This is a genomic window from Streptococcus tangpeifui (assembly GCF_011038795.1).
In the GTDB taxonomy this organism is placed as follows: domain Bacteria; phylum Bacillota; class Bacilli; order Lactobacillales; family Streptococcaceae; genus Streptococcus; species Streptococcus tangpeifui.
Genome location: NZ_JAAKDU010000001.1, coordinates 316,727 through 343,511, shown reverse-complemented (window position 1 = coordinate 343,511; position 26,785 = coordinate 316,727). Strand labels below are relative to the sequence as shown.

The 26,785-nt window shown below is 43.6% G+C and carries 10 protein-coding genes and 3 pseudogenes; 4 read left to right on the top strand and 9 right to left on the bottom strand.

Annotated elements, in window-relative coordinates; all coding sequences use genetic code 11:
• The 4 genes from gtfB to rexB all read right to left on the bottom strand — a co-directional run bounded on the left by gtfB (window position 1) and on the right by rexB (window position 11,074).
• Complete coding sequence (gene gtfB, locus G7Y32_RS01495; protein WP_165209644.1) at window positions 1–1,812, bottom strand: accessory Sec system glycosylation chaperone GtfB; 1,812 nt, start codon at window positions 1,810–1,812, stop codon at window positions 1–3.
• Complete coding sequence (gene gtfA, locus G7Y32_RS01490) at window positions 1,809–3,317, bottom strand: accessory Sec system glycosyltransferase GtfA (protein WP_165209641.1); 1,509 nt, start codon at window positions 3,315–3,317, stop codon at window positions 1,809–1,811. Before gtfA ends, gtfB begins: the two co-directional genes overlap by 4 nt.
• Window positions 3,318–4,037: 720 nt before the next feature.
• The gene (addA, locus tag G7Y32_RS01485) at window positions 4,038–7,727 is read right to left on the bottom strand and encodes a helicase-exonuclease AddAB subunit AddA (RefSeq protein ID WP_165209638.1); all 3,690 of its coding nucleotides are present in this window, start codon (window positions 7,725–7,727) and stop codon (window positions 4,038–4,040) included.
• Entirely contained in the window at window positions 7,727–11,074 is a 3,348-nt protein-coding gene (gene rexB, locus G7Y32_RS01480; protein WP_165209635.1) for an ATP-dependent nuclease subunit B, read from the bottom strand. The genes addA and rexB overlap by 1 nt, the downstream gene beginning before the upstream one ends.
• A 671-nt stretch (window positions 11,075–11,745) precedes the next feature.
• On the opposite strand from rexB, the pseudogene G7Y32_RS01475 reads away from it, so the two are divergent.
• Window positions 11,746–15,525, top strand: a pseudogene (locus G7Y32_RS01475) (GbpC/Spa domain-containing protein); the annotation flags it as partial.
• A gap of 328 nt (window positions 15,526–15,853) precedes the next feature.
• On the opposite strand, the gene G7Y32_RS01470 reads toward G7Y32_RS01475, so the two are convergent.
• The 5 genes from G7Y32_RS01470 to G7Y32_RS01450 all read right to left on the bottom strand — a co-directional run bounded on the left by G7Y32_RS01470 (window position 15,854) and on the right by G7Y32_RS01450 (window position 23,408).
• A complete protein-coding gene (locus G7Y32_RS01470; protein WP_165209629.1) occupies window positions 15,854–16,612 on the bottom strand; it encodes an ABC transporter ATP-binding protein in 759 nt (252 codons plus the stop codon).
• A complete protein-coding gene (locus G7Y32_RS01465; RefSeq protein WP_165209626.1) occupies window positions 16,609–17,472 on the bottom strand; it encodes an ABC transporter permease in 864 nt (287 codons plus the stop codon). Before G7Y32_RS01465 ends, G7Y32_RS01470 begins: the two co-directional genes overlap by 4 nt.
• Before the next feature lie 10 nt (window positions 17,473–17,482).
• A complete protein-coding gene (gene trpX, locus G7Y32_RS01460; protein WP_165209623.1) occupies window positions 17,483–18,487 on the bottom strand; it encodes a tryptophan ABC transporter substrate-binding protein in 1,005 nt (334 codons plus the stop codon).
• Window positions 18,488–19,044: 557 nt separating this feature from the next.
• A complete protein-coding gene (locus tag G7Y32_RS01455) occupies window positions 19,045–22,227 on the bottom strand; it encodes an SbcC/MukB-like Walker B domain-containing protein (protein WP_165209620.1) in 3,183 nt (1,060 codons plus the stop codon).
• Window positions 22,224–23,408 carry a metallophosphoesterase family protein gene (locus tag G7Y32_RS01450; protein WP_165209617.1) on the bottom strand — a complete coding sequence of 395 codons (1,185 nt, stop codon included), beginning with the start codon at window positions 23,406–23,408 and terminating at the stop codon, window positions 22,224–22,226. The genes G7Y32_RS01455 and G7Y32_RS01450 overlap by 4 nt, the downstream gene beginning before the upstream one ends.
• Before the next feature lie 160 nt (window positions 23,409–23,568).
• Here G7Y32_RS01450 and G7Y32_RS01445 point away from each other — a divergent pair, with 160 nt between their 5' ends.
• From G7Y32_RS01445 to G7Y32_RS10520, 3 genes and pseudogenes are all read left to right on the top strand, one after another.
• On the top strand, window positions 23,569–25,221 hold the full coding sequence (locus G7Y32_RS01445) for an Rqc2 family fibronectin-binding protein (protein WP_165209614.1): 1,653 nt from the start codon (window positions 23,569–23,571) through the stop codon (window positions 25,219–25,221).
• A 113-nt stretch (window positions 25,222–25,334) separates the two neighbouring features.
• Window positions 25,335–25,989, top strand: a pseudogene (locus G7Y32_RS01440) (HAD family hydrolase).
• Window positions 25,990–26,487: 498 nt separating this feature from the next.
• A pseudogene (locus G7Y32_RS10520) lies at window positions 26,488–26,593 on the top strand (carboxymuconolactone decarboxylase family protein); the annotation flags it as partial.
• Window positions 26,594–26,785 lie beyond the last annotated feature (192 nt).

The window sequence follows — 26,785 nt, the reverse complement described above, 5'->3', positions numbered from 1 at the left end:
CTAATCTTGATTTTCTTCTGCGAGTACATTTGGTTCAAGATGGACCGAAGGTTTCGTATGAGCCTCTGCTTGCTCAGTCTGGAGTAGATCTGGAGCTTTCAAAGCATCCGCTGAAACATCATTGGCTTCGGTATCGTCTGTCGAAACTGGCACGGTCAAATCGACTGTAAAGCTGGGACCTTCTGCATCGAGCAGGGCTTCCGCTTGGATTTGAGCAGGCTGATAATCCTGGTTTGAAGCTGCTTCAAAAACTTGTGCTGGGTCCGTGAGGGCAGCTCCTGCTTCTTGAAGTGGTTCATCTGCGGGTGTATCTCCAGCTGAGTCATCTACTGGTACGTCCGTCGTTTCTAAGTCCCGAGTAGCTTCTGCAACCTCTTCGTAAACAGTTTCAGCAGCATTAGCTTCTGCTTCCATATTATCTGCAGGCACTGTGCGGTCTGACTGAGCTGTTAGAGGACTGTCCTCAACTTCTGGCAGCGCTGGTTTCGGCTGCCCCAATTCACGGCGATAATCCTCTGGCATAGCTAGGTTCGCCGCCTTATATTGGGATTGGAGATCCAGAGTGATGGCTGCTCGATTGCCCAAAACATTACGGAGCTTATCGCGGAAGCTGGCATAGTTACCCAAGCCGAAGAAGAACTCAGGAGCTGAGTACCGAGGATTGTGCATCCGCTCCTTGAAACCGAGAATCAACTGACGACTTTCAAAAGCGGTCCGAATGGCCGAAAGAATTTCATTGCCCTGATTAATATCCAAATAGATATCACAGCGGCCAAAAAGCTGACGGACAGTCAGATTAGTCACATTGGGATAGAGATGGACATTGCTGAAACGGCCCAGACTGAGAAGCTTACTGGACATTTCCGTTAGAGCAGCAATATGCAAGGTCATGTCAGGGAAATCTTCGATAATATTTTCCACATAATCCAACTGGTCAGAATTGGTCAAAATCAGCGCTTCCTTGCGCGCCTGATTATCACGCTGGAATGGATAGAGGAGACCGACATAGGTAAAGGCCTCTCTCTGCTCTGGAGTTACCATCCGCAGGATTTGCTCATAGGTTTTAAAATCCTGAACAATAATCTTAGTCTTTCGCTCTGCTGCTGGATCCAACAGTAACTGCATGTTATAAGGCAGACTATCGCCAATTGGCTCCTGCCAGAAGAGAACATCTTCTCCTTTTTGGTGCAGCTGATATTTTACCAAGAAAGGCATTCCCAGAGAATTAAAGATAATGCGATCCAAATCATAGCCAGAGGCCTGAATATAGTAAGTAACAAAATCAGCCTTGGACTTGAAGATGTAAATCTTACCTTCATGTTCCAAAATCAAATCGCTCGTTACATAATTTTCCACCAAGACTTCCTTGCCAGACTTGTCATAATAAGACTTCTGAACAGCTTGACTCTCGCGGTTGTAGATGGTTTGAGCAAAGCGGTAACCGTATTTATTGTAATGGTCGGTTGAGCGAACCTTGCCAGCTTCATCTAACCAGTCAACTGATTGAACAAAGCGGTTGTGACTAGGTTTTGAAAAATGGATATTGGCCCGTTTTTTATTGAGGTCAAAAATTTCACCACTAGAATTAGTCGCCTTGATTTCCCAGAACTTGGGTACCGGGATTTCGTTGAAATGCAGAGGCTTTCCTGTCGCATTGACAAAACCAGTGAAAAAGAGGAAGGGAGAGGTCACATCATCTGGCAGAAAACCATTGTCATTGATGGCAATAGTCGTATTTTGGTAGCCTGACAGAATGAGAGAATAATGCAGGTCCCAGCTGTCTTGATTATAATTTTCAAAAAGATTAATCATTGCTCAAGCTCCTTAATCAGTTGATTCCATTTTGCTTCAACCTTATCAGTTAGATAGTCCTTAGCCATATCATAAGAGACCCGATGCATGCTGTCTAAGTTGGCCAGAGTAAAGATCTGGACAATCTTCGTACTCAAGCTTTCAACGATTTCTTGATCGGTATCCAATTCAGAAATGGGAATCAGATAACCGTTTTCCTCGTCCTTGATAAAATTCTGATTACCATAACGGACATCAAATCCAATCAGAGGCATTCCTGAGCCAATGGCCTCCATGAGGGTCAGACCAAAGCCCTCACTCTTGGAAGCTGAGAGGTAAACCTCATGGTGCATATAGGTATGACTCAAATCCTGATGGCCTCGGAGTTGGATATAATCCTTAGCGCCTTTTTCATCAATAATTTGACGCAGTTTGTCTTCTTCGCTGCCAGAACCGTAGATATCAAAATTAATATCTGGCACCAACTCACGAGCTTCGACAACGGCCTCAATCAACCAGTCCACATGCTTTTCAGTTGCCAAGCGCGAGGCCGTCATGACAGAGAAAGGAATCCGTGGACTCTTAGGCTCTTTAATCTCATCTAAGGAACCGACCGGAATAGTCACAATCTTGGGTTCCTGATGCTTATAAACCGAGAACTGCTGGCTAAGGATTTCTCTTTGGCGGTCAGTTGCCACAATAAAGACATCAACACTGTCTGCATTGGTAAACTGGAAATCGTAGTAATTATTCCAGAGGACTGAATTAGCATTAGTCCCATTTTCACTGTAGTGCTCAGCATGGACAACCACACCTAATCTAGCAGGTTTAACATGGCGAAAGACAGCCTGACCAATACCTGTTGAACGATCCAAAAGGACCAAATCTTCTGAAGTCAACTCTAGCCTTTCCATAAAGTAAGCAACCAATTCCTCTTTGGAGTAGAGAATCCGATTTGGAAAACGGAAGAAAGGTTGATCCCCATCGGTAATTTCATCGTAGGCAATGCTGCCATCTAAATTGTAGTAGGATCGCTTATAGAGCTTGGCTGCATTGTCTTTAGGGGCATAGTACTCGGTAAAGGAAAGATGCTTACCATTGTTATAGAAGTCCTTACGAACCAGATTCCCATTAGAAACAAATTCAATCCGATGAATAATTTCCCTGCTGTGGCGGCAATAATAGGCAGTTGCAAAATCGCGGTCGCCAAAATAGAAACGCACCAACTTGTCTTCTCGGTCAGTCTTGGTAATATCCCTTGTAAATTGGGCCTTGAGATCGGCTTCAGTCAAGGTCGTTGGAGCGGGCGTCTGGTCAGTAAAATAGGTATACATCCAGATAATCTGGTCATCACTAAAACCGACATTGCGGGCCATATCAACAATATTATCCTGACTGAAAAAGTCGGTAAAAACAAACTTGGCAGCTATCCCAAGTTTTTTAAAAACTTTAGAACGGTAGGCTTGGGCGTATTCAACACCGCTGGAAGCCCAACCAATTCCTAGATTGATATTATAAACTGTCATAGTGACCTTTCTAAATCAATAATTATCTAACTAGACTGACTAGTTGGAAAAATGGCTGAGTCTGAGACAAAAGTCCAAACTCGTTAGCATTATTCTAAATTTACCAAATTGACGCAGTGGTCGGGAGTAAGACTTCTTGGCTAGGCCAAGAAGTCTTACTCTTGCACAGTTCATGAGGTACTTTAGCACCAATGAACCACTGCTGATTAGCTGTCCCTATCTTGGGCGCAGTCACATTTTCAGGCGCCCTCTTAAACAGTCCACTGAAACTGTTTAACTACCACACAAGAGATAGGTCAAACAGTCTGGGAGACTGTTTGAGAAAACCAATATCAACTGTGCGGAGGTGGATTGAAATGCTCCAGTGATCTTTGGCAGTCTGGGGATAGGCTGCCAAATCCTGCCACCTAAAAACAGAAAAGTGACAAAGAACTGAGTTTTAAAATGGGAGAGTGAAGATAATCAAAATCGTGATTTTATCACGATTTACTGATTGAGTCCCACTCTCTTAATGACCAATTGAAATTAGCACTAAGCGCTTTTTTCTGCACCCTTCATCATACCATAATTCTGGTCATTTCGCCTCTCTTTTAGACAAAACCTAACCGAAAAATAATGGCAGCTAGAAACCTTATCAGCCACCAGCCTAGCTGGTGGTTTTCTTATTTTTCTCTCTGAGAAAAACTAGCTAGAAGCCATAACAGGATAAAGCTGGACGAACTAAAGGGCTTGAACTACTACCTCTTTGCCACCTAAGCAGACTAAATATTTATCAACCTGCTGAATTCCGAAAGAATCTCTGAGAGCCTTGGCATAGAGGTCCATTTGACTTTGATACCGATGAACTAGATCTGCAGGGTTTTGGTAGTAATCAGTTTTGTAATCAAAGAGGACAATGTGATCCTCATAGCGAATAAAACCATCGACAATCCCCCGAATAACCATCTCTTCTTGAGAATCTCGGTCTTCGTAGAGCATAGCAAAGGGAGCTTCCCGTACAACCTTATCACCTCCAGCGAGAATTTCCTGACCCAGAGCCTCGTTCTGGAAGAAATGCACAATTTTTTTCAGGTCAATTCTTTTTTTTACAGCTGGCTCAGCCTGAACTTGAGCTAGGACTGCCTGTAAATCCGTTAAGGACAAGGTCGCTTTCAGAGGGATTCGCTGCATGAGTTCATGGGTTGCCGAACCGATAGCAGCTCCTGTAACCTGGTTCTGCTTACCAAAGCTAGGCAGGTCAAATTTAGGTGTGCTAGTCCGTTTTTCCATGATATCCATCCCCTCTTCATCCATCACGGGATGGTAAAACTGCTTAATTTGACTCGGAGTACGGACGGTCGGAAGATCGATGGCAGCTGCATACCGCTGATTGAGCCTGTCAACATTTTCCAGAGCTTCCAGTGCTTGACTGATCGTCTCCGATTGGCGGTTATGAGTCTGGTCATCCACATCCATGGGCAGACTAGGTTCTAAGCTGCCCATCTCCTCTAAGTCTTGATCAGAAATAAAAGAGAGGTCAAAACCCAAGTCATCGTCTGGGAAATTTTGTTTGAGAGCTAAGAACCAATCCTGAAAACTAGTCCACGTCTCACGCCCAGCAATACTCAAACGCTCTTGATCTCGATTTCCTTGGTACCTGTCGGCTAACTTTTCTTGACTGCCTTTACCAACCAGATAGAGCTTAGTTTCAGCTCGAGTCATAGCTACATAGAGAAGTCGCATCTGTTCCGATAGCATGGCACGATGAAGCTGCCGCTGATTAATCTGATAGGGCAGGGTCTCCATAGCCACCTTGACATGATCAAACTTAGCTTCTGGAAACCGCTTAGCCAAATCAGCCACATACTGGATGCCAATACCATTTTTCCGACTGAGAATTACCTTACTTCTTTGATCTTGCTGATTAAAAGTCTTGTCCAAATTGAGCAGGAAGACATAAGGAAATTCCAATCCCTTGCTCTTATGGGCTGTCATCAGCTGAACAGCATTCTTAGGCAGAGCCACCTCAACATCAGCCAAATCATTATCGGTTGCGATAATCTGGTCAATCATATTGATAAAGCGGGGCAGACCCTTAAAACCAGTCTTTTCAAACTGATGAGCTCGCAGAGTTAAAGCGTAGAGATTGGCCTGCCGCTGTTGGCCATTGGTCAGAGCCCCCACATAATCGTAATAGAATTTATCATTGTAAATCTTCCAGATAAGATCATGCAGACTATTGGTCCGAGCAAAGGCCCTCCAAGACTTCAAGACCTGATTGAAGGCTTCTACTTGCTCATAAAGTTTGGGCGTTAGCAAATCAGGGTGGTCACCTGTACGATTCAAGGACAAAAGAATTTTATCGTAAAAATTGCCCCTCTTAGCCTGAAGGGAAATCCTAGCCAGCAGGTCCTCGCCAAAATGAAACATGGGCGATTTAAGTAGGGCCAGCAAAGATTGATCCTGCAAAGGATTATTGATGGTCCGCAAAGTGTCCAGCATAACCAGAATTTCTAGGGATTTGAGATAGTGCCCTGTGCCTGATTCAGCTACTAAAGGTACACCGTATTGCTCAAAGGTCGCAAGAATTTGATCATTTCTGGTTCGAGTCGGCACCAAGAGGGTAATGTCATCAAAAGGCACCCCTTCTTCTTGGTGGAGGCGGATAATTTCCTTGACCACCAGCTTAACCTCGCCAACCGATAATTCAGGAAGGGTTGACTCACCATCAAGAGGACTTTCCTGCTCTTCTTTTTGGCCTTGGTCATAGATAAGCACTTGGGTACGATTGACTGGAAGAGGCTGGGCTTTTTGAGCATGGCCCGCTACTAAAAAGTGACTCTGATCATAGGTAATCTCGCCGACTGCTTGATCCATCAGGCGAGCAAAAACAGCATTGGTCGCTGCCAAGACTTCCAAATGGCTGCGGAAATTTTCCTTGAGGATAATCAAGAGCCCCTGACTTTTACCGATCTGAAAGTCCTCAGACCTATCATAGGCCTGAAACTTAGCCTGAAAAATCATAGGGTCGGCCTGACGAAAGCGATAGATAGACTGCTTAATATCACCTACCATAAAGCGGTTGTGACCGTTGGAGAGCAAGTCCAGCAGACGCTCCTGCATGTGGTTGTTATCCTGATACTCATCGACCATAACCTCATGGTACTTGTCCTGATAGAGCTGACGAATCGGCTCATCAGTCTCCAAAATCTCAATGGCTAAATGAGCAATGTCGCTGAATTCAAAGGCATTTTCCTGTTTTTTTCGCTCCAGATATTGGGCAGAGAAGTCCAGCACAAAAGCTTGCAGGATTTTTAGCAGGGGCAGGGCCTGAGGCTGATAAATCCGCAGAGCTTCAACCGTTGACAAAGCCCGCTCCAAGTCCAAGATGGGAGCCAAATAGCTGGGCCTCTCCTGATTGTAGGCAGTCGCGAAAGCCTTGAGAGCCTCATCTTTGCTGGAGCCGATACTCATGGTCAGTCCCCGATTGATGGACGTAATGGCTTTAACCGCCTGCAATTGTTCTCGCAGTTGGTCTAGGGGAGCTTGAAGGTTAATATTAGCCAAGGCTTCCAAAAGATTTTCAACATTGTCCAAATATTTATAAGACTTTTTAAATTGATCACGAACAGCACTCAGATGATCGCGGAAAAAGGCTTGAGCTTGGTCAAGAATCTTTCCAAAATCCTGCTCCTGCAGAAAAGGTGCCAGATAAGCATCCACCTGCTGATCAAAATCAACTTGATAAGACTTGAGGAAGGTCTTCTCCAACCAAGCCTTAGGATCTGCTGTCGATTGACTGAAAGAATGGACCGCATAAACCACCTGACGAAAGCCTGTTGAATCCTTCCCCTGACCTGTAAAATTACGGACGGTTTGTTTAAAAATTTGACTATCAGGACCAGTCATATAGCTGGTAAAAAGGTCACTATAGACTTCATTTTTAAGAATGTCTTGCTCACTTTTATCCTGCATAATCCGAAAATTAGGAGATATGCCCAGACTGTAGCCATAGGTATTGACCAGCTTCTGGGTAAAGGCATCCATAGTCCCAATATCAGCATTTTGGACATCTCCCAACTGGGCAGATAGATGCTGTTTGAGAGTTTGATCCTGAGTTTTAGCGATTTCCTTAATCAGTTTGTCTTCAATACGCTCTTTAAGCTCACCAGCTGCCTTGACAGTAAACGTTGAGATGAATAGCTGGCTGATGTTGACGCCCCGTTTGAGCATGTCGATAATCCGCTCAACCATAACGAAGGTTTTCCCAGAACCAGCCGAAGCCGAGACTAAAATGTTAGTACCATTGCTGTAGATAGCCTCAATCTGTTCAGGCGTGCGAGGCAGACGCTCTTCTGCTTGACTCAGTGTCAGCTCTTGGGCCTTAAGTTCTTCAATTTCTTGGGGACTTAAAAATTTATCTCGAACCATCAGTTGGCACCTCCTTCCTCATTAAATTTCTGCATGCTGGCTAGATAGTCTTCCCGCTTGGCCTTGATGAGACGGCGGGCATATTTCATGTGGCGGTCTGCTTCAAAACCTGTAATACTTTTAAGCTGATCTCCCTGAACTGAGCGACTATCTTTAGTATATGGATTAATAGCAAAGCGTCCTGAAAGAATAGTTAGAGCCGCCTTGCGATAGAGCACTTTAGTATAAGTCAAAAGCAAGTCCAATTCTTCCTGACTGAATTTATTGGCCTTGCTAGTATTGTAATACCGAGCTAAATGATTAGCCTGTTGAGCATCATAGAGTCCTTGATACTTAAAGGTTTTAGCTAGAGCACTGGCTGCATCATCCAAATTTTTTAAATCCCTGAACTTGAGCTCAGGATCCTGCATGTGGAGATAGGTAGCGCCAAAAATAGGAGCCTGATAATTGCTCGGCATCTGCTCCTTAAGCGCTAAAATGTAGGTTAAGAGCTGGGGGGTCAAACCATTATAAAAGTCAGCCAAATTAAATTTTTTATCACCCGATTTATAGTCAACAATCCCTAAACCATCGGATGAACGTAGCTGATCCAGTCGATCAATCTGACCACGAATTTCTAACTGACGCTGATGAGCACCAATCGGTAATCGGTAACTAAAATTGACTTCCAAAGCTTTAAAGTCTTGAGGAGTTTTTTGCCAATCTTTATCGCCTAGATAATGTTGGGCTTCAGATCGGCCGAGCACTTGAACGGCTGAATTATCCCGCAAAATAGGAGCCGTGCTATGAGCAATATCCAAGAGAATGTCTTGGGTCAGCCGGCCTTCTTGATCGGTCTCATAGAGAATGCGGTAAGTTTCTTCCTGACTAACCTGATTAATAACCTGATTCAAAAGGGCATCAAAATCTTCTGAGCCTTCAGCCTGAGCCATGACCCGCTCAAAAATTTTATGCAGATAGACCCCATGGTGGCGAAAATCTGGATGGATGGATTCCTCTTCCTCCAGGTGCAAAACATGATTTAAGAAATAAGCATACTGGTTATTGTAAAAGGTTGTGAGACCGGAAGCCGACAGACGCAAAGGCTGATCGCTAGGATAGAGAATGTCCAGAACTTCTTGAGAAATCGGCTCTACTGTCAAATCATCCGTAATAGTCGGAATGGCCATATCCTGCTGAGTTAATTTTTGCCGCAATCGCCGAACCATAACGGACCAAAAAGTTGCCTGATCTCTACTTAAATCTTCTGTCTGACTGAACTGATTAGCCTCAATCACTCTGGACAGGAGAGCCTTGTAGGTCCCTAAGTCAGCATTTTCTTCAAAAGAAACTGCTGGCTTACTGATAAGGGGCACTCCTATATCCAGCAAGTCTTGCAGATAGGGTGAGAACTTGTCTTCATTTTCATTAAAAATTTGTGGAGCAGACAGAACCAGTTTCTGAGTCGCTGAATTAATCAAGGAAATCATAGCTGAATGATTCTTCTTAACATTTTCTTGACTAGGGAGGTCAAAATGGCCCTGACGCTCACTTGCAGCTAATTGCTCATTAAATGTTTGCCTTTCATCATCCGTAATCAAACTGCTATTCTTGTGAATTCTTGGGAAATTACCTGCTGTCAAGCCCAAAGCAAAGACATAGGGACTAGTATGAGGCTCAATCAGTTCATAATCCTTAACGGTCACCACATCCAAGGTAGCAGGAACAGTCCGATAGCTGCTTGCCTGCATACCAGCTTGAAGGAGAGCCAGAAAATCATCTATCTTTAGCTTCTCTTGGCCAAAAATAGCAGCCATCTCAGTCAATAAATCAGTCAAGGTCTTCCAAACTTCTTCTTCCTTTTCTAACTCTTGTTCTGATTTCCCATGAGCTAATTTAGCCATATTGGCTGGTAGATCTATAGCCTGCAAAAAAGGCAGGAATTTCTTGTTTAGGAGATTTTCTCCCAGCAAGGCTCGGCTGGAAAAGAGCTCTAACAAGGGATCAAGAAAAGAGCGACGAGTTTGATTGAGAGCAGTCAAATCGTATTTATAAAGGATTTGCCCATTGTCATCGACTCCTTGCTGGATATTAGCAGTGAAGTCCTTTTTAAATTGTGCCTGACCCTTGATATCAGCATATTTGAGATACTGATCAAACTTATCAATGTCAGTATCCTTAAAATCTTTGAAAAGGCCTGATTTTAAAAGATTAAGGACATCTTCTGCCCGAAAATTATAACGTTTGATGCGCTCCAAACTTTCAATAAAATTAACCAGAGGGTGATGACTCATAGGCTCAGCCTTGCCAAAATAGAAAGGAATGTCATACTTCTTAAAAATCTTACCAATCTGTAGCTGGTAGGACTCGGGGTCCCCTAATAAAACAAGAATATCCTTATAGCGAACACCGTCATTGAGCAGGTGACGAATTTCTCTGGCCACCTGTTCCACTTCTTCTTTCTGACTAACCACATCCCAGATCGTCAAAGCCTGCTTATCCTGTTCTGTCAATCTAGGCAAATCAACTGAAAAATCATGGCGAGCTTCCAAATAATCAGAGAGATGGGCTAGACTATCTCCTGAAGAGTGACCGATATATTCAGCCTGAAGGCCAAATTTTTGTCCTAAATCCAGGAGAAATTCGACATTAGCCTGATAGAGATTGCCACCTAGAAAAGTTGCCTTATAGGCTTTCTGACTGGCATAGGTCCCTATGATAATTTCTACGCCTTTTTCGTGCAAAGCACTCACCAATGCTTCTTCCTCTGCTGAAAAACGGCTGAAACCATCAATAATAACGACGAGATTTTCTAACACTTGATCCAATTCGCCACTGTTGACATGCTTTAAAAACTGAGCAATCTTAGTCTGAACTTCAAAATTTTCCTCTTCCAAAACTTGATAAAAGGCAGAAAAAATAGTAGTTAAATCTTGATATTTAAGGTCCGACGCTAATCCTTCCAAGTCAAAGATTGTCAGATTAGAGCGCTGCAATTCTTGATAAAGGTCAACCAGCTGCTGAATAAAATTGCTGTCCTTTCTCAAACTGCCATAAATTTTTAAATCACCTTCCTCAAATTGAGAAAGAATGCGAAAGAAAATCATAGCCAGCCCCGTATCGGTCACAGGCTTTTTATCTGATACATCATTGAGGACAAAATAGCGGGCCATCTGAGCAAAACGCGTAATAGTAATATTGAAAGAAGCCTTCTCTTTCAACGTTTGCAAAACTCTCCGCTCCTTTTCAAAAGAGAGAGAATTGGGAGCAATATAAAAGACCCGACGACCAGCTAATGCTTGCTCCTGCGCCAGCTGGGCCAGCTGATCCGTTAAATTATCACGAATAGCCGTATAAAGTAATCTCATGACCATCCTCCAAAACTGCTGAACTTAGCTTCTATTATAGCATAGAAAATCTAACAAACAGAGACCTGAAAATGGTGAACAGCTCCCTGTCAAGTGGACAGTGAAATAATAAAATTAGGCAGTGACTCTACCCCTATTTTTACATTAAGCAGAATATTGAAATAAAACCTACAGAGCAAATGCCGTGGAGGCGCAGAAATAGTGTAACTATTTATTAAGAATCTAACGACAGCTACCTACTTCTACAGTAGTATAGGCGTATTCAATGACAGTGATGTCGTGCTTACTTTCAGAGAAGATTAATATTGCCAGCGGCAGAAAGTAATAAATGGAAGCTAGAAGCCTTATCAGCCACCAGCTTAGCTGGTGATTTTCTTGTTTTTCTCTCTGAGAAAAACTGGCTGGAAGCCATAATAAAAAATGGACTCAATGTCAAAATAGCATGATTGTCGAAAATCCATAAGCTTTTCTAGTAAGTATTATTGTGGATACTAATAGCAAAAAGATTATAATAATCAAAAAAATATATTTTAGATTTCCTTAAGATTAAAATAATGACAATTATATTTCATATAAAGCGCTTTTATGTTACAATAAAATTGGCAAATCATCATTTGCTAAAAAATATTGGGAGAAAACAAATGAAAGTCAAACAAATTTACGGTTTTCGAAAAAATAAGGCTGTGAAGTCTCTATGCGGTGCTGTACTGGGAGCTACAGCATTGATGGCATTGACAAGCCATAGAGCCGCTGCCGAAGAAGTTATGGGATCCACCACAACAAGCGGTGTTGATACTCAAGTTGTCAGGACAGACAACCCAGCCACTAATCTACCGGAAGCCCAAGGGCCAGCCAGCGACGCAGCTAATCAGAGCCATAAACAGGCAGGGCAAAGTGAAGGTGAGCTAATAGTCGATGTCCCATCGCCGGAGTTGGAACAGACCATAAAAGATGCCTACCAAGCAGGCGTGAAAGTTCAGCGCGATGATGTGGTTGATCAAGGGACAGCACAGACTCCTGATGAAGCCGCTGCCAAGCAAGCAGAGATTGAAGCAGACTATGCCCAGCAAGTTCAACAATCTAAGGAAATAATAGCCGATTATTCCTCTTCTAAAGCCATTTATGATGCCAAAAAAGAGGTGTATGATAATGCTAAATTTCAGTACGATCAAGATAAAGCAGCTTATGATATAGCTAAGTCACAATATGATCAAGATAAAGCAGCTTATGATACGGCCAAAGTCAAGTATGATCAAGACAAGGCAGCCTACGATACCGCCAAACTCACATATAATCAAGATAAGGCGGCCTATGATACCGCCAAAACCAAATATGATCAGGATAAGATAGCCTACGGTATCGCTAAAACTGAATACGATCGTGCCAAGGCAGCTTATGATACGGCTAAAGCCAAATATGATCAAGATAAGGCAGCCTACGATACTGCCAAGGCCAAGTATGATCAAGATAAGGCGGTCTATGATACGGCTAAAGCCAAATATGATCAAGATAAGGCAGCCTACGATACTGCCAAGGCCAAATATGATCAAGACAAGACAGCCTACGACACGGCCAAGGCCAAGTATGATCAAGATAAGCATACTTATGACCTTGATAAAGAATTATATGACCAAGATATTATTAAATATCAGGAAGCGCTTAAAAAAGCTGAAGAAAAGAAAAACGAGGAGGGTTATCTATCCCAAGCAATGGCACAGCCCTTAATTTTTAGGCAGGAAGATAATGCCATCACTAGCTTAGAACCTTCTGTAAAACAGTACACTAAGGACGAACTAACAGATTATATTGCAGCCTTACCCATCGACACTCCTTCTAAAGAAATCATTGATATTATCAATAATATGGAGGATTTAGCAGACGGTACCAGGGTTGTTCTAAAAAAAGGTGTCCCGCTTACTGTTACCTATACCAATCTGGAAAATTCAACTTTTGATGGTAAAAAGATCTCAAAAATAACTTATACCTACACTCTAAAAGATGCTAGTATTACTGACCAAGAACTGCCTATAGTCCTATATAAGGATCCAACTAAAACCCTCTGGTACCCTGCTATGGGAGGAAGCGTTAAGATTAACATGGCTGCAAAATTTTATGATGCCGATGGCCAATTAATTGATTTAACAGGCGGTTTGTTCAGTTTTTCTTCCTTGAATGCAGATTCCAAATCAGTGGAGTGGGTCTCTGGCTTTAATGGTGACATGATCCCAATTTCAGGCTCTGCTATTGTCCCCCATCCAAACGGTGATGTTCATGCTGATCACTCTACAGATTCTATAGCAGAAGGCTCACGCTTTGACTATGCTGAGTGGGATACAGAACTCAGTTCACTTAAGTGGTATGGTGCGATCGTCGGTAAGGCTAATGGTAGCGATGTTAATTTCGACATCGCTTCAAGAGGTCGTTACTTAGTTTGGTTTGCTTTTAACTCTGATATTAAAGCAGTCGGTGTTCCGATTAAGCCAATAGAACCAGTTGCGCCAACTCCTCCAACTGAGCCAACAGCACCAGTTGCACCAACACCCCCAACAGAACCAGCTAGCCCAATAGAGCCGATTGCACCGACGCTCCCAACAGAACCGGTCGCACCAACTCCTCCAATAGAACCCACTGAACCAGTAGAGCCTGTAGCACCGACACCTCCAACTGAGCCAGTTGCACCAGTTCCGCCAACTGCACTGCTAGAACCAGCAGTCCCAACGATCCGCTACCACTATGCAAGATACGCCATCCAGCCTCAGGTTAACAAGGCAATCACCAATAACATAGGAGTCGATATTGACAAGACTCGAGTGGCTAAACAGTCAGTGGTCAAGTTCCAACTGAGAACGGCTGAACTGCCGGCCAACCGTGAGGAAACCACCTCCTTCGTCTTGGTCGACCCTCTTCCAAGTGGCTATCAGTTCAATCTGGAAGCGACCAAGGTGGCCAGCCCAGACTTTGACGTCACCTATGATCAAGCCACGCATACGGTGACCTTCACAGCCACCGCTGAAACGCTGGCCCTGCTCAATCAGGACTTCACCAAGGGCGTCACCGCTCCAGTCCCAACCATTGTCGGTCAGGTCATGAATGACGGGGCTGTCTACAAGAATAACTTCACCCTAACAGTGAACGACGCTTATGGGGTTAAATCCAATATCGTTCGGGTAACCACCCCAGGTAAACCAGAAGACCCTGAAGATCCAGGCAACAGTTATATCAAACCGCACAAGGTCAATAAAAATGACAAGGGGGTTGTCATTGATGACAAAACCGTCCTAGCCGGCACGGTCAATTACTACGAATTGACATGGGATCTGGATCAATACAAGGGCGATAAGTCTTCCCCAGATACCATCCAAAAAGGCTTCTTCTACTTGGATGATTACCCAGAAGAAGCGCTGAACTTGAATCCAACTCTCGTTAGAATCGTCGATGCTAGCGGAAAGGCTGTTGAAGGGATCAGTGTCACTGATTATACCAGTCTTGACGCTGCCCCAGAGGACGTTCGGACCATGCTCCAAAAGGCTAACATCACACCAAAAGGGGCCTTCCAGCTCTTCACAGCGGATGATCCGCAAGCCTTCTATGAAGCCTATGTGGTTAAAGGAATTGATCTGACTATTGTCACTCCAATGACCGTTAAAGCCGAGATGGGTAAGACCGGCGGTTCTTATGAGAACAAGGCCTACCAAATTGATTTTGGCAATGGCTATGAATCCAATATTGTGGTTAATAACGTGCCTAAGGTGGATCCTAAGAAGGATGTTACCTTGACCCTAGATCCAGCCGATACCAGCAACATCGACGGTCAGACCGTAGCGCTCAACCAAGTCTTTAATTACCGTCTGATCGGTGGCATTATTCCGGGCAATCGCTCCGATGAGCTGTTTGAGTATAACTTCTATGATGACTATGACCAAACAGGGGATCAGTATACCGGACAGTATAAGGTTTACGCCAAGTCTGACATCACCCGTAATGATGGGACTGTAATCGCAGCGGGAACGGATGTGACTGGTTATACGACGGCAGACGTCAATGAAGCCGATGGTCTCATTGTCATCAGATTCCAGGAAGCCTTCTTGCGTTCGGTTTCGCTGGACTCTAGTTTCCAAGCGGAAAGCTATATTCAGATGAAACGGATAGCTGTCGGCACCTTTGAGAACACCTATATCAATACGATTAACGGTGTAACTTACAGTTCCAATACGGTTAAGACAACGACGCCGGAGGATCCAGCCGATTCTACGCCGCCAGCGCCTAATCATGACCGGATGCCGCTAACCGTGACCTATCACTTTGAGGACGCGACAGCGCAGCCAGCAAAGGCCAGCCTTTTGCCACAGACTGGCAGCAAAGACAGTGCTTATTTGCCACTTTTAGGCGTGAGTGCGATTCTGGCTGGTCTTGGTTTACTAGGCAGCCAACGCCGTAAAAAAGAAGATTAATCTCTTGATAAGAAGCAGACAGCCATCTGCTTCTTTTTTGGACCTTCCTTGCTTAAAAACATGTCTAACGTTCACTTTGCCTGTCGCCCCAAATGAGAACTGCCTACCATAGCTGATGACTGATCTCACTAACTGCATTTGGACATATAAAAACTCTTCTCACAGTGTCTGGTGAATTTTTGTTTTTTTACTGTCCACTAGTGAGGAGGGTATCATAAGTAGGTTGCCATGGCAGGTACTGCTGCAAATCAAGTTTATTCTAACTTTTCAGAGTTACTTTACCAACTGCAACAGAAAAACCAGCTCATTGTCTGAACTGGCTGCTAATCTATTCAAAAAAGGCATAATAGTCACTGAGGGCCATCTGGTTCTTGGCATCTTGGTCAAGGTCCTGAATAACTTTACCATCTTTCATAACAATCAGACGGTTGCCATACTTGAGGGCATCTTCCATGTGGTGGGTAATCATAAGGCCGGTCAATTGATCCCGTTTCATAATATTGTCAGTCAACGCCATCAGAGATTGGCTAGTCTTGGGATCCAAGGCCGCTGTATGTTCATCCAAAAGCAGTAAATCAGGTCGCTTAACCGTTGCCATAAGCAGACTGAGAGCCTGACGCTGTCCACCCGACAAAAAGCCTGTCGGTGTATCCAAGTGCTTATCTAAGCCATTGCCAATCTGGGCAATCAACATTTGAAAATCATCACGAAAAGTATGGATTTTTCGTGGGACCAATCCTCTGCTCTCACCGCGATACTTGGCCACCAGAAGATTTTCAGCTACTGTCATCCGCGGAGCTGTTCCCATTTTAGGGTCTTGAAAGACCCTAGATAAATACTTGGCCCGCTTTTGAGCCGGAAGATGGGTTACATCCTCACCCATAATATGGATGGAGCCAGAAGTAAGCATGAGGGTACCAGCGATTACATTGAAGAGGGTGGATTTACCAGCCCCATTCCCACCTAAAATAGTGATAAAATCATGCTCATAAATGTCTAGGCTAACCTGATCCAAAATCGTTTTTACATCATCATAACCATTACTGACAGTGACAGTGGCATCTTTTAATTCTACAATCTTTGTCATCGCGATAATTTAACCCCCTTGAAGAATTTTTCCTTGAATCTTGGCACAATCAAGAAGATAGCTAAAATTAGTGCACTAAAGAGCTTGAGATAATTAGTATTGAAACCAAGTGCTACTACTGCCCAAATCAAAATTTGATAGAGGACAGACCCAATCATAATAGCAATGAAACGCTCCAACATGGTCAGATTGGCAAACATGACTTCCCCGATAATGATGCTGGCTAGGCCAATAACGATAACGCCAATTCCTTTAGAAACATCGGCGTAACCGTCCTGTTGGCTGACCAGAGCACCAGACAGGGCAATAATACCATTAGAAACGACCAATCCCATCAGCTCCATATTATCCGTATTGATGCCGAAACTACGGGCCATCTCACGATTGTCCCCTGTAGCAATATAGGCCTGCCCCAAACGGGTGTTGAGGAAAAAGATAATGAAGAAAATGACTAGAATAACGACAATAGTTCCCAAAATCAAGAGATTGAGTTCTTTGCTGAAAGGCAAGAAGTCTTGTAAAAGTTTTTGATTAAGCAAACCTAGATTGGAGCGACCCATGACCATCAGCATAATCGAGTTACAAGAAGTCATGACCAGAATCCCAGCCAAAATTGTCGGAATCTTACCCCGAGTATAGAGCAGTCCTGTCGCAAAACCAGCCAAACAGCCAGCACCGACCGCTGCTAGAGTCGCTAAGAGCGGGTTGACCCCCTGTGTAATAAGGGTAACCGCCACTGCTCCACCCAGAGGAAAACTCCCTTCTGTTGTCATATCTGGGAAATCGAGAATCCTAAAAGTCAGGTAAATCCCGATCCCTAGGACAGCCCACAAAAGACCTTGTGAAATTGTTGAAACCATATATCTTCTCCTATTTAAGCACTAGACCAGATTTTTTAGCATCCCTAAGAACTGAATCTGGAATATCAACACCCAACTGCTGGGCAACCTTGAGATTAACAGCTGGACTGCCAGTATCCACAACCTTGACTGGAATATCAGCTACCTTCTTGCCCTTAAGAATTTGCACGGCAATCTTACCAGTTTCCACACCCAATTGATGCTGACTCTGATAAACCGAAGCCAAACCGCCTTGCTTGAGCATGGTATCGACACTTGGATAGACCGGTAACTTATTACTATTAGCAATAGAAACAACTGTTGTGAAAGCTGAGGCAATCGTATTGTCCTGAGGAATCCAGAGAGCATCCACTTCCTTACTAATAACATTCATGGTCGTGGTAATTTCGTTGGTCGATGGGACAGCATAGGTCTTAACCTTAAGCCCTTTCTTCTGAGCTTCCTTGCTAAAACTATTTACCTGCGAAACCGAATTATCTTCACTGCTGGCATAGAGGATTCCAACAGTCTTGGCTTGCGGGGTCACCGTTTGAATCAGTTTAACCGTATCAGCGATCGGCACCTGATTAGATGTCCCTGTGACATTGCCAGTCGGATGCTTCATATCGGTCACCAGCTTAGCACCGATCGGATCACTGATAGCTCCCATCACGACGGGAGTATCTTTACTAGCATTGGCCAGCCCTTGAGCTGCTGGCGTTGCAATCCCAATCAAGACATCATTGTGACCATCGGCCAATTGCTTGCTCATCGTAGCAATTTTTGATTGATCCCCTTCAGCATTAAGAAATTGAATCTTAACTCGGTCACCAGAATAGCCTTCCTTGGCCAATTCATCCTTGATTCCATCATAGATATCGTCCAGAGCTTCGTGGGTAACGTATTGAAGAACGCCAACTTTGACCACACGATTGCTTTTACCTGCCTGCCCCAAGTGCCACTCATCCCGAATAACCAGAGCTAGGGTAAAGATGATTAAGAGGGACAAAACTGCCCACAAACGCTTGTTTTTCATAGAAATCCTCCTCAAACCACCAAGTCTCAGATAACCTAGGTGACATCCTAAAAACCACATTTTAGGAATCGATCACATATCCAGCACTCGGAGTACTATTATAATTGTTGGCCGCAACACCTAAAAGAGTGCCAACCCCTCCAGAAAAGCAGGACTTAGTTATGGAGAAAACTAAAACGCCCTCACATCCCTAAGGAATGTGAGGGCGTAGTCCACGCGGTGCCACCTCAATTGAAAAGACTAGTAAACAAAGGTCTTTTCATCTCTAGATCGTCTAACAACGATTAGCAGGATACAGTGTGCTAAACCCGAGGACTATGTGTTATCCTCATATCTCTGATTCACCGGTCAAACCGATGAACCACTCACAACAGCCCAATTTCAGAAGCCACAACTACTTGTTCACAATAACCACAAGCTCCCTGAAAATCATGACAACTTACTTTTCTGTTAAGTTCTATTATACTCAATTTGAAAAAGCTGTCAAGTGGAATTTTCAGAAAATTTAGCAAGCCAATTAGATAGTTGATTCCAACTCTTGTCAAACTCTATCAGTCTCAAAAACTAGTTGCTTTCACCTTAATCCGGCTGGAACCATCAAGTCCCTTTTCAATAAGGACCTGTTGCTGAATGGTATCTTTCATTTCCTTAACATGACTGATAACACCGACCATCCGGTTTTGTCCAATTTGTTCCAAAACAGCAATGGCTTTATCTAAGGTATCCTCATCTAGTGATCCAAAACCTTCATCAATAAAGAGAGTTTCAACCAAAGCGCCATTACTGGTATTTTGCACGACCTCTGACATAGACAGGGCAATAGCCAGCGAAGCAATAAAGGTTTCACCGCCAGACAAGGAAGCAGCTGGTAATTCCTTGTTATTAGTTCGATCGTAGATATTGATTTCCAGTCCCGACTGACTGTTACCAGACCCCTCCCTACCAATCAAAAATTCAAACTGCTGATTACTCAGCAAGCCGATGTAGTGGTCATTTGCGTAGGTTAGAATTTCCTCCAAGTAGGCTTGGATGACATAGGTTTCCAGTTTGAGCCGCTGACTACCTGTTTCAGTTCCACTGATGATATTTTTAAGCTGGGTCAGCTGGCTAAATTTTTCCAAATGATGGCCAGCTTGGGCTACTATATTCTCAATTTCAGCCACTAACTGGACAACTTGGTCCCGATGGTGCTCACTGAGAGCTAATTGACTAGCAGCCTGATTAAGAGCAGATTCTGCCTCTTCTTTTTGCTGAGCCAGAACTAACAAATCAGGCTCACTCTGATCCGCCAGAACTTGGTTGAGATCAGCTAAACTGGCCTCCAAACTTCGGCGATGCTGCTGATACTCAGTCAGCCAAGCTTGCAGGGTCAATTGCTGGCCTGCTGCTAACTCTGTCAACCATTCTTGGAGCTCAGAACGTTCATGAGTCAGAGCTCTCGAATCTGCTAACTTGCTCTCTAGCTGCTTAGTCAGGGCTTTAAGATCTGCTCGGTTAGCCTGCAGACTCTCAGTCAGACTAGCCAATCGGCCTTGGAGACTGGATAAAGCTTCTTTCTGACTAGCCACTTGTTGCTGACAAGACTCAAATTCTCTGCGAAATTGTTGGTAAGCTTCTCGGCGATTGGCAATCTCTTGTTGATAATAGTCCGGTGTTTTAAGATCCGGATAAACTTCATTGAGTTGGCTTTGACTTTGCTTCAACGTTTTAATCTGACCCGACAGACCAGCCATATCTTGCTGGACTTTTTGCTTGATTTGATCCAAGCTTGCTAAATTCTGAGTCAATTGCTCCAGCTGCTGAATTTGCTTAGTTTTCTTGGCAACAATATCTTGGTATTGTTGATCAAGCTGGTGCTTAATCACTTGGCCAAAATAATCAGAATAAGCTGTTTCCCATATAAAGTCACTCAAGTAACTGGATGTTTTCTCCCGCAAGATTTGGTAGCTAGATGCTAAGTTTTCTTGCAGATCTTTCCTTATTCTTCTATTATCGGCCAGTTGACTCTTTAGCTGGTCAGCTTCAAACTGTTTAGCTTGCAGGGCTTCCTGCTTATTAACTAATTGTGCTTCTAAATCCTCCACTTTTTGGGAGAGATCGACTAGAGTCTCTTCATCAACCGACCCAACTTGAACCCCCGGATGATCAAACGAACCACAGACTGGGCAAGGACTGCCTTCCTCTAATTCTGTCTGAAGCTTGGCCACCATCAATTTGAGTTGGTCTTGCTTCATTGTCTTAAGCCGAGAACGTACATCAATCAAATCACTTTCCAGCTTATCTTGAGCTTGACCAATGGCCACCTGCCGGTCAGAGAGGGACTTCTGCTCTTCTTGCAGCTGAGCTAATTTTTGTAAGCTATCTGACAAGTCGCCATCTATCAAATGCTGAGCCTCCTGCCGAATCTCCTTCAAATCCTGCAGCTCTTGCTCAGAGATCAAACTCGCTTCAAGGTCAGCCTTGTTCTGGCTAAGTTCTTGCTCTTGATTAAGCAATTTTTTCTGGTCATCCGCTAATTTTTTCAAGCCTAACTCTGCTGCTGTCAACTCAGCTGTTTGTTTGGTCAGCGTCTGGGCACTACTCAAAGCCAAACTCAGATTTTCAATTTCTGCCTGACTTTTTTCTGCTTGGATTTTCTGTCCCTGCAACTTAACTAGCTGTTTGTCTAACGGTGCTAGCTTCTCCTGCCTTTTAGCAACTTCTTCCTGCAAATTGGTCTGCGAACGATCCAGCTCTTGGGCTCTTTTTTGCTTACTATTTTCTTCCTTGACTAAATCGGACAAACCTGCCGCAAAATTTAACTGGTTTAGTTTAGCTTGTTTTTTCTGATAATCCTCAGCTTGATCTACAATCTGTTCTTGGTACTGGACTTGCTTGCTCCGACGGTCCTGAAATTGGGCAGCCAACCCCTGGGCCGCTTGATAAGCTAAGTCCGCCTCCCTAGCGCTTTTTTCAGCCACTGCCTTTTTCTGCTTAGCTGCTGTCAGCTCTTTTTGATAGTGTTGTAAGTGTTCATGAGCTTGTGAGAGTCGTTGTTCACTAGTCAACTCAGCAAATGTTGTCCGTTCTTCTGGTGTCCAAATCTGACTGGCAAAATGAGCATCTAAATTCGTTTGAAACTGACTCTGCTTCTGTTTAGCCTGAGACCATTTGTGAGCTAAATTTTCCTCAAATTGGGCAAAGACCTGAGTCCCAAAAATTTGCCGCAAAATAGGAATTTTCTCGCTGGTTGGCGACTTGAGAAACTGGCTGAATTGGTATTGGGGCAGGAGAATAATCTGTTTAAACTGTTCACTAGTCAGTCTCAGCAAATCAACAACAGCTTGATTAGTATCCTTAGGTTTGCCAGCCAATTTATCCAGCTCCAGACCACCGACACCGTCAACAACCGACAGACTAGCTTTACTAGTGCCGATTCCCTTGCCTCGATCAAGCCCCTTTCGAGGTTTTAAATCCAGCTCCCGCTCTAAACGATAGAGCTGGTTATGATGCTCAAAATAGAAAACAACCTTGGTTCTAGGATCCTTGAGCTCTGCAAAGCTTGAACGCAGTTCATTAACAGGACGATCGCTCGATGTCTTGTCATAGAGAGCATAGGTCATAGCATCAAAAATACTGGACTTACCAGCCCCTGTCCGACCACTGATAAGAAAGAGACTATTTTCGTCAAGAGAAGAGAAATCAAGAACTTCTCGGCGGTAGGGACCAAAATTAGTCATTTCAATGCGAATCGGCTTCATTTCTCTTCACCCCTTCCTAATAACTCCTGAACCAAGGCTTGTTGATAGGCTGAGAGCTGATCGCCTCCGGTCATCTCCGAAAAGAAGGTTGCAATTAACTGATCCTCAGACAAGGTTGACTTGGTGGGATTAAAATTAGCCCGACTAGATCTGACTCTGGCCTTAGTCTCCTTGATTCGCAAATCTATGATGTCTTTTCCATAAATGTCTTCCAGCTGGGCTCGGATGTTAATCCCTTCCAATTCTTTTCTGTCCTCCACCAAGATGTCAAAGGCAAAGCGAGCCGCTTTCCTCGGATAAGATTCATAAAAATCCTGATGCAACAAGTCCTGATAAGGAGATTCCAAAACGAAAAAGTCCTTGTAGGGTTTGAGCGGATGGAAGACCTTATTGATACCATCATCAGAAATCTCAACCAGATAGACCCCCTTAATATCCTTGCGCTTAGCTTCATCCTTGTTGAAAATTAAAGGGCTACCGCTATAGGCAACTGTCTCAGTTGGCGAGGCCAAACGAGTATGAATATGTCCCAAAGCCACATAGGCAAAATCATCAAAAAGATCACTAGTCAAGGTTGTCAACCCACCAACAGTTCTGGTCGTTTCTGAAAGCATCTGCTCCCGCAAAACACTATCATCTGCCCCTTGACTGACTGCAAAATGCGTTACTAAAATCTGTTTTTTAACTGGATCAAAAAGCTTTTTCATATCAGCCACAATCCGTCTGATAGCTTGATCCATAGTCGAAATCCCAGAATCTTGGTAGTAGATTTTAGCATCAATAGGGTCGATAAAGGGCAAAAGAAAAATCTGAACCCCTTCCAGCTCAATCGGCTGAAAACTATCGGCCAAATTGGAAACCAGATAAAATCCTTGGCGTTTAAAAAATTCCTGACCAAACTCCAAGCGTTTGGCCGAATCATGATTGCCCGTAATAGCATAGACAGGAATCTTAGCTTCAAAAAGGAAACGATTGAGAATTTGGTTAAAGAGATTGACCGCCTCAACCGGAGGCAGTCCCCTATCATAGAGGTCTCCTGCAATGATAACCCCATCAACCGCTTCTTTCTTAGCCAAATCCAGAATTTGCTGTAAGACATAAGCCTGATCGTCCAAAAGGCTGAGGCCGTTATTATTGAGCTGACGGCCAATATGCCAATCAGCAGTGTGTAGTAGTTTCATACCTGTACTCCATTTTTTACTTAAATTCATTATATCAGAAAGATGAAAGTTTTTAAACTAACAACCATTTTATATCTAATCTTTACTGACAGCTTAAGGTTAATTTTCTGTGCTATAATAAGAGAAGTACATTTCAAGAAAAGATGAGGAAATCAACACTATGTCATTCGATGGCTTTTTCTTACATTATCTAACTCAGGAGCTTCGCGATCAAATTCTTTACGGTCGCATCCAAAAGGTCAACCAGCCCTTTGAAAGAGAGTTAGTCCTAACCATTCGCAACAATCGGCAAAATTACAAATTACTGCTATCAGCCCATCCTGTCTTTGGTCGGGTTCAGGTGACCAAGACTGATTTTCAGAATCCGAAAAATCCCAATACCTATACTATGATTATGCGAAAATACCTGCAGGGAGCGGTCATTGAAGACCTGCAGCAACTAGAGAATGACCGAGTTTTGGAGCTGACCATTTCTAACAAAAATGAAATCGGTGACCAAGTCAGGGTAACCTTGATGGTTGAAATCATGGGCAAGCACAGCAATATCATTCTCTTAGACAAGGCCGAGGGCAAGATTATTGAAGCTATCAAACACATTGGCTTTTCGCAGAATAGCTATCGGACCATTCTGCCAGGATCAACCTATATCACCCCACCCAAGACCGATGCTCTCAATCCCTTCACGGTCAAGGAAGATCGGCTCTTTGAAATTTTACAGACTGAGGATTTGAGTCCCAAGAGTCTACAAAGACGCTTTCAGGGTTTGGGAGGCGATACCGCTCAGGAATTGGCCAAGCAATTGGAGTCAGATAAACTTAAAAACTTTCGGACCTTCTTTAATCAATCCTGCCAACCTACTCTGACTGAAAAGAGCTTTGCTCCTGTAGCTTTTAGTGATAATCTAATGGACTTTCCCAGTTTATCCGAACTGATGGACTACTACTATCAGGACAAAGCTGAGCGAGACCGTGTGGCCCAACAGGCCAGCGACCTCATTCATCGGGTGCAAAATGATTTGGAAAAAAATAAAAAGAAACTAATTAAGCAAAAGAAGGAGCTAGCAGCCACAGAAAAAGCTGAAAGTTTCCGTCAAAAAGGTGAACTCTTAACCACCTATCTCAATCTGGTCCCCAATAATAAGGATAAGGTTGAGCTGGACAACTACTACACAGGTGAGAAGATCACCATTGCCCTAGACCTCAGCCTCAGCCCCAGCCAGAACGCTCAGAAGTATTTCAAAAAATATCAGAAACTCAAGGAAGCTGTTAAACACCTCAAGGGTCTAATTGAAGAGACCAAACAGACCATCTCCTACTTGGAATCCGTTGAACTAGCTCTGTCCCAAGCCTCATTGGACGAAATTGCAGAAATCCGTGAAGAACTGGTAGAAACTGGCTTTATTCGCCGCCGCAAACACGATAAACAGCAGAAACGTAAAAAACCTGAACAATACTTAGCCAGCGATGGCAAGACCATTATCATGGTCGGCCGTAACAACCTGCAAAATGAAGAGCTAACCTTCAAAATGGCCAAAAAAGGTGAACTGTGGTTCCACGCCAGAGATATTCCCGGCAGCCATGTCATCATCAGGGACAATCTGGAGCCTTCTGATGAAGTCAAGACTGACGCTGCCGAACTAGCTGCCTACTACTCTAAGGCTCGCCTCTCCAATCTCGTTCAGGTCGATATGATTGACAACAAGAAGCTCCATAAACCAAGTGGAGCCAAACCCGGCTTTGTCACCTATACTGGCCAAAAGACCTTACGGGTCACACCAAATGAAGAAAAAATCCAAGCTATGAAAATTAGATAAATTTTTATTCGACGCCTCTCAATTAAAGAGAATCGAAACTGGACAATTTAGCAACTAACACCATCACAAGCCCATCGCATCTACATCCCCAACTCCACTATAGACGTAAACCTATGACAAACTATCAAACCATTATTTTTGACCTAGACGGGACCCTAACGGATTCCCAGACAGGCATTATCAACAGTCTGGCTTATGCCTTTAAAAAGTTAGGCCTTGCCCTCCCCCCCTAAAAGTGACCTAATGACATTTATCGGGCCACCTTTGAGTCAATCCTTTCAAGACTTCTGTGGTCTTTCTGAGTCAGAAACCCAAGAAGCGATTAGCTACTATCGCCAGTATTTTTCGGACAATGGCTGGAAGGAAAACCGACTTCTACCAGGGACTAAAGAACTTCTCCACGACCTCAAGGATGCTGGTAAGACTCTCTTAGTCGCCTCTTCTAAACCGGAAGTTTTCGTCAAACAGATCCTCGACTATTTCGATATCAGCTCCTACTTCACCGTCATTGCTGGTGCTACTCTAAATGACAGCCGTAGTCAAAAGTCTGAAGTCATTGCCTATGTTCTCAAGAAAGCTGGCATACAAAACACCAATCGGGCCATCATGGTTGGCGACCGCAAGTACGATGTCGAAGGAGCTAGAACCAACGGTTTATCTGCTATCGGACTCCTATTGGGTTTTGGTAGCAAAGAAGAACTGGAGGAAGCTGGCGCTACTGCTATTGCTAGAAATTTTAAAGACTTGGAAAAAATCCTCTTGAACTAAAAAGACTCCCTTTTCAACTTGTGAAAGGGGAGTTTCCTTATCTAAACCTACCTTTTACGGTCTTTATAACCACAAAAAGGAAGAAGCTGATTAGGTCAATGCTTTTGGACTGGGGGCAGCAATGGTAACTACACCCGACTCTTTAATAATCAGCCCTACCTCAAAATTTTAGGTACCACACTTCTATAGTGTCACTCTCAACTCGAATATGAATACCGCCATTCACAAGGCCAGTTAGAGTAGCAATCAAGTCCTCATCACCAACTAGAAAAATTGATATTAGAAAGAGAACAAGGAGCCGTTGAACTAAAAGCAGGATTCGTCATCATTCCTATACAAACCTAAACAAGTCTAACTCTTGGTTTAGCCACCTTCCCTTAAGGGGGCTGGCAAGGGCTTAAACATGTTCGATTGGAAGAAGTTCCTGACAGCAACTATCAAGCTCTTAGGGATTAAGAGGCGAATATGACTATTAAAACAAGCCGCTAAGCTGACCAACTGGGAGACTCCGCTCCTGATTTTGCCCATTTTAACGATGACATTCTTTTTGGTGAATATTGGAATTGAGGACATTGTTTTAAAAACATATTATCTCTTGACCATTCCACTTCGAACATTATTGTCCTTTCTTTAGCTTACTCTGTAAAATTCAAGATGATCACAGACGACACCACTGCTAGCCTACAAACATTACTCTTCACACCAGCTAGTCTAAAGCTTAAGCACCCTCCACCCGACTCTGAAAGTCTGGGATAATTAATACTGATTTAAATTCAAAACTTTCACTTTAAAAAAT